The sequence below is a fragment of the Aerococcus viridans genome (genome assembly GCF_002871935.1).
GTDB lineage: Bacteria > Bacillota > Bacilli > Lactobacillales > Aerococcaceae > Aerococcus > Aerococcus viridans_B.
In genome coordinates, this window is sequence record NZ_PNHQ01000041.1 from 1 (window position 1) to 3,788 (window position 3,788).

A 3,788-nucleotide genomic window follows, 5' to 3' on the forward strand; every position below is an offset into this window, starting at 1 on the left:
TTAACTTAATGATAATGGAATCCTCGTTTTTTTGCGAAAAAAATTGGACCAATGACTTTTTTAGTCATCAGTCCTATATATTGTAGAGCCAAAATATCTCAGCCTCTCTTTGCTATATAAAAATGTTTATCGTCAAGTTTCAAAAGTCAGCATTGTTCGATACTGCCCATAATGCGCCAATCACATTTTGTTATTGTTCGACTTTTGGTCCAGTACGTCAATTGTAACCGACTTTTGTCTCGCCTTCCGCATACGACTTGTTGCGAAAGCTTATTGACCTATACCAATCAAGTCTTTCACGTCATTACTTTCTTCTTGGCCGTCAGGGTGTTTTACCCGAATATATAATTCACCTTGACGAGCACCAATTGTCACAACATCACCCTCAGAAATTTTATCAGCAATTAGCATTTCAGCCACTGGGTCTTCGATTTTCTGTTGGATCACACGACGCAATGGTCGAGCACCATATTCTTTATCAAAGCCTATTTTAGCGATTTCTTTATTCGCTGCTTGTGTAACACGTAATTTCACACCCTGCTCTGCTAATAATTTATTCAGAGCTGTAGTAAATTTCTGTACAATTTCAACGACTTGTGCTTCTTCTAATGTGTGGAAGACAATAATTTCATCCACACGGTTCAAGAATTCCGGTCTGAAAGCAGTTTTTAATTCTTTACGAATACGACTATCCATTTCTTCATGGCTATCTGTTGCTTGTTTAGCACCAAATCCGACATTTTTATCATCACGGATAGCAGTAGCACCTAAATTAGAAGTCATAATCATCACTGTATTGCGGAAGTCCACTTTACGACCTTTAGAATCCGTAATATAACCATCATCTAAAACTTGTAATAACATATTGAACACATCCGGGTGCGCTTTTTCAATCTCATCGAATAATACAACTGAGTATGGGTGTTGTCGCACTTGTTCAGTCAATTGGCCACCTTCATCATAGCCCACGTAACCTGGTGCTGATCCAATCATTCGACTCGTTGAGTATTTTTCCATATATTCAGACATATCTAAACGAATGATGTTATTTTCTGAACCAAACATCTCACCAGCTAACGCTTTAGCTAACTCTGTTTTACCAACACCTGTTGGTCCAAGGAACATGAAGGAACCAATTGGACGATTCGGATCTTTAATCCCTGACCGTGCACGGCGAACTGCACGCGCAACACTTCTCACTGCTTCGCCTTGACCTTTCACACGTTTGTGTAAATGGTCTTCTAGATTGATCAGCTTTTGGTTTTCAGTTTGCGTAAGCTGTTGCATTGGCACACCTGTCCACATAGCCACAATATCCGCTACGTTTTGGCTGTCAATTTCAATATCAAACGACTCTTCTTGAGCAACTTGTGGGTTGTTTTGTAGGGCGAATAATTCTTGACTTAAACGTTGTTGTTGCTGGTGAACACCTGCTGCTTTTTCAAACTCTTGGGTATTCACATAATGCTTCTTCAACTCTTCTAAATCTGTTAATTGTTTGCGAATACCTAAAATGGTTTGTTGGGTAGTGTCTTTATCGCCATTGTCTAAACGCGCTGTTGCTGCAGCTTCATCCATAATATCAATCGCTTTATCTGGTAAGAAACGATCAGCAATGTAACGGTTACCTAGACGAACAGCAGCTTCAATAGCTTCATCTGTAATCTTCACTCGATGGAATTTTTCATAATCTTTTCGGATACCTTTAAGAATTTCAATAGCATCCGCTTCGCTAGGTTCGTCTACCAGTACTTTAGCAAAACGACGTTCTAAGGCTGCATCTTTTTCAATATATTTTTGGTATTCATTTAAGGTCGTTGCGCCAATTACTTGTAAGTGACCACGTGCAAGAGCCGGTTTCATTAAGTTGGAAGCATCAATAGCCCCCTCTGCTGCACCAGCACCGATTAAGCTATGTAATTCGTCAATAAACAAGATGACGTTACCAGCTTTTTCTGTTTCTTCAAGTAAGTTTTTTACACGGTCTTCAAATTCTCCACGGTATTTGGTCCCAGCAACAAGTGAACCAACATCTAGTGATACTACACGTTTGTTGGCTAAGGTAGAAACAACATCATTGTTCGCAACGGCGATGGCCACTGCTTCAGCAATGGCAGTCTTCCCAACACCTGGTTCCCCAACTAAAACAGGGTTATTCTTCGTACGGCGACTTAAAACCTGCATGATACGACGTAACTCTTTCTTACGGCCAATCACTGGGTCTAATTGCCCATTACGCGCTTGCTCAGTTAAGTCTCTCGTTAAAGCGTCTAAGGTTGGTGTTACGCTTTGTGGGCGTTTACTACCGCGATTTGATTGTTTAGTACTATCTTCATTACTACGGTTACGTACGGGTGGACGCTGGCCAATTGAACGGTAGATGTCTTTACGTAATTTCTCAATATCTACATCCAAGTTTCTTAGAATTCGAACTGCTAATACTTGGTCTGCAATTAGAGATAGCAAAATATGCTCAGTTCCGACTAAAGTCACCTGTTGACGTTGTGCTTCTTCACCCGCAATATATAAGACCTTTCTAGAACGTGGTGAATACACCACACGGTTTAAATCTAACGGACTATCTGAGACCTCATCCTTGCCATAACCGACGACAAATTCAACTTCTTCCTTCACAGCCTCGTAACTTGGCAAGTGGTCAACTAACACATTATGCGCAACCCCCTCAGGTTCACGGTAAAGTCCTAGCAACAAATGTTCTGTTCCAATGGCTTTATGACGAAATTGTTTGGCTTCTTCAGCAGCGTACAATAAGGCCTGTTTTGCTTTCTCTGTATAAATTTCGTTCATAAGGTCCTCCTATCTGGTTACCTATATTTCAGCTTCACAAGCATTGATTTTAAAATCAATGACCGTACTTCATCAGCATTCACAATTTTACCTAAGGCTTCCTTATCAACTGCTGAATGCATAATCTGTGCTTCATTTTCGGTAATAATCTTATTGACTAATAAATTTTGAATGATGGCAGTAGCATCTTGTAATCTCGTTTTTTGGTGGACAAGGTCGACCATGGCATCAATTAATTCTGCTTCTTCGACAATTTCCAGTTTCATAATCCGGATATAGCCACCACCACCACGTTTACTTTCTACAATATATCCCTTTTGCGGGGTAAATCGCGTGTTGATAACATAATTAATTTGAGATGGTACACATTGAAATTGATCGGCGATTTCGCTACGGCTAATCTCAACATGTTCTTCTTGTTGTAAGATTTGCTTTAAATAAGATTCAATAATATCAGACATATTTCTATTTTTCATTATTTATCACCTCAAGTCTGATTCTTATTTTGACTAAGTTTGACTAATTAAATATATCATACGATATCCACATTGATTTAGTCAATTCAAAAGCTTGATATTTAACGTGAAACCCTTGAAATATCGCACTTTTAGATAGTAAAAGGGCGACGTAAAGAAATTGTTTACCAAAATCCTTACGCCACCCTCATATTAAGAAAATATACCCCAATCATTATTCGAATCAACTACTCTCTGTTAAAACAGAGAGTTTGTCCTAAACATAGTGGTTGTACAAACGATGTAATATCTCCAACCGTTTAAAGACACTAAGGGATGGTTGACTAGCACCCCATCAGTAAGCGGTCTGTAGACACTTACCGTATATTGTTTTATATTTAATAATTTTGTATTGGCACAACTTTTTCAAACCGCGTTTTTTTCTCACTCGACAGATATCGGTGACCCAATTCTTGAATATTGATAGCTGCCACACGATCATCATTAGATTGATACCCACAATTC

Annotated in this window: 2 protein-coding genes; both read right to left on the reverse strand. The window is 39.1% G+C overall.

All coding sequences use genetic code 11. The annotated features are described in order from the left end of the window. Positions 1-270: 270 nt before the first annotated feature. Positions 271-2,808: an ATP-dependent Clp protease ATP-binding subunit gene (locus tag CJ191_RS09015; RefSeq protein ID WP_070467279.1), complete on the reverse strand. Its 2,538-nt coding sequence runs from the start codon at positions 2,806-2,808 to the stop codon at positions 271-273. Positions 2,809-2,825: 17 nt separating this feature from the next. Then, a complete protein-coding gene (locus tag CJ191_RS09020; RefSeq protein WP_070467276.1) occupies positions 2,826-3,284 on the reverse strand; it encodes a CtsR family transcriptional regulator in 459 nt (152 codons plus the stop codon). Between the last annotated feature and the right edge of the window lie 504 nt (positions 3,285-3,788).

Coding starts and splice junctions, on each gene's coding strand:
- CJ191_RS09020 (WP_070467276.1), bottom strand. CDS start 3,284: ATGAAAAATAGAAATATGTCTGATATTATTGAATCTTATTTAAAGCAA.
- CJ191_RS09015 (WP_070467279.1), bottom strand. CDS start 2,808: ATGAACGAAATTTATACAGAGAAAGCAAAACAGGCCTTATTGTACGCT.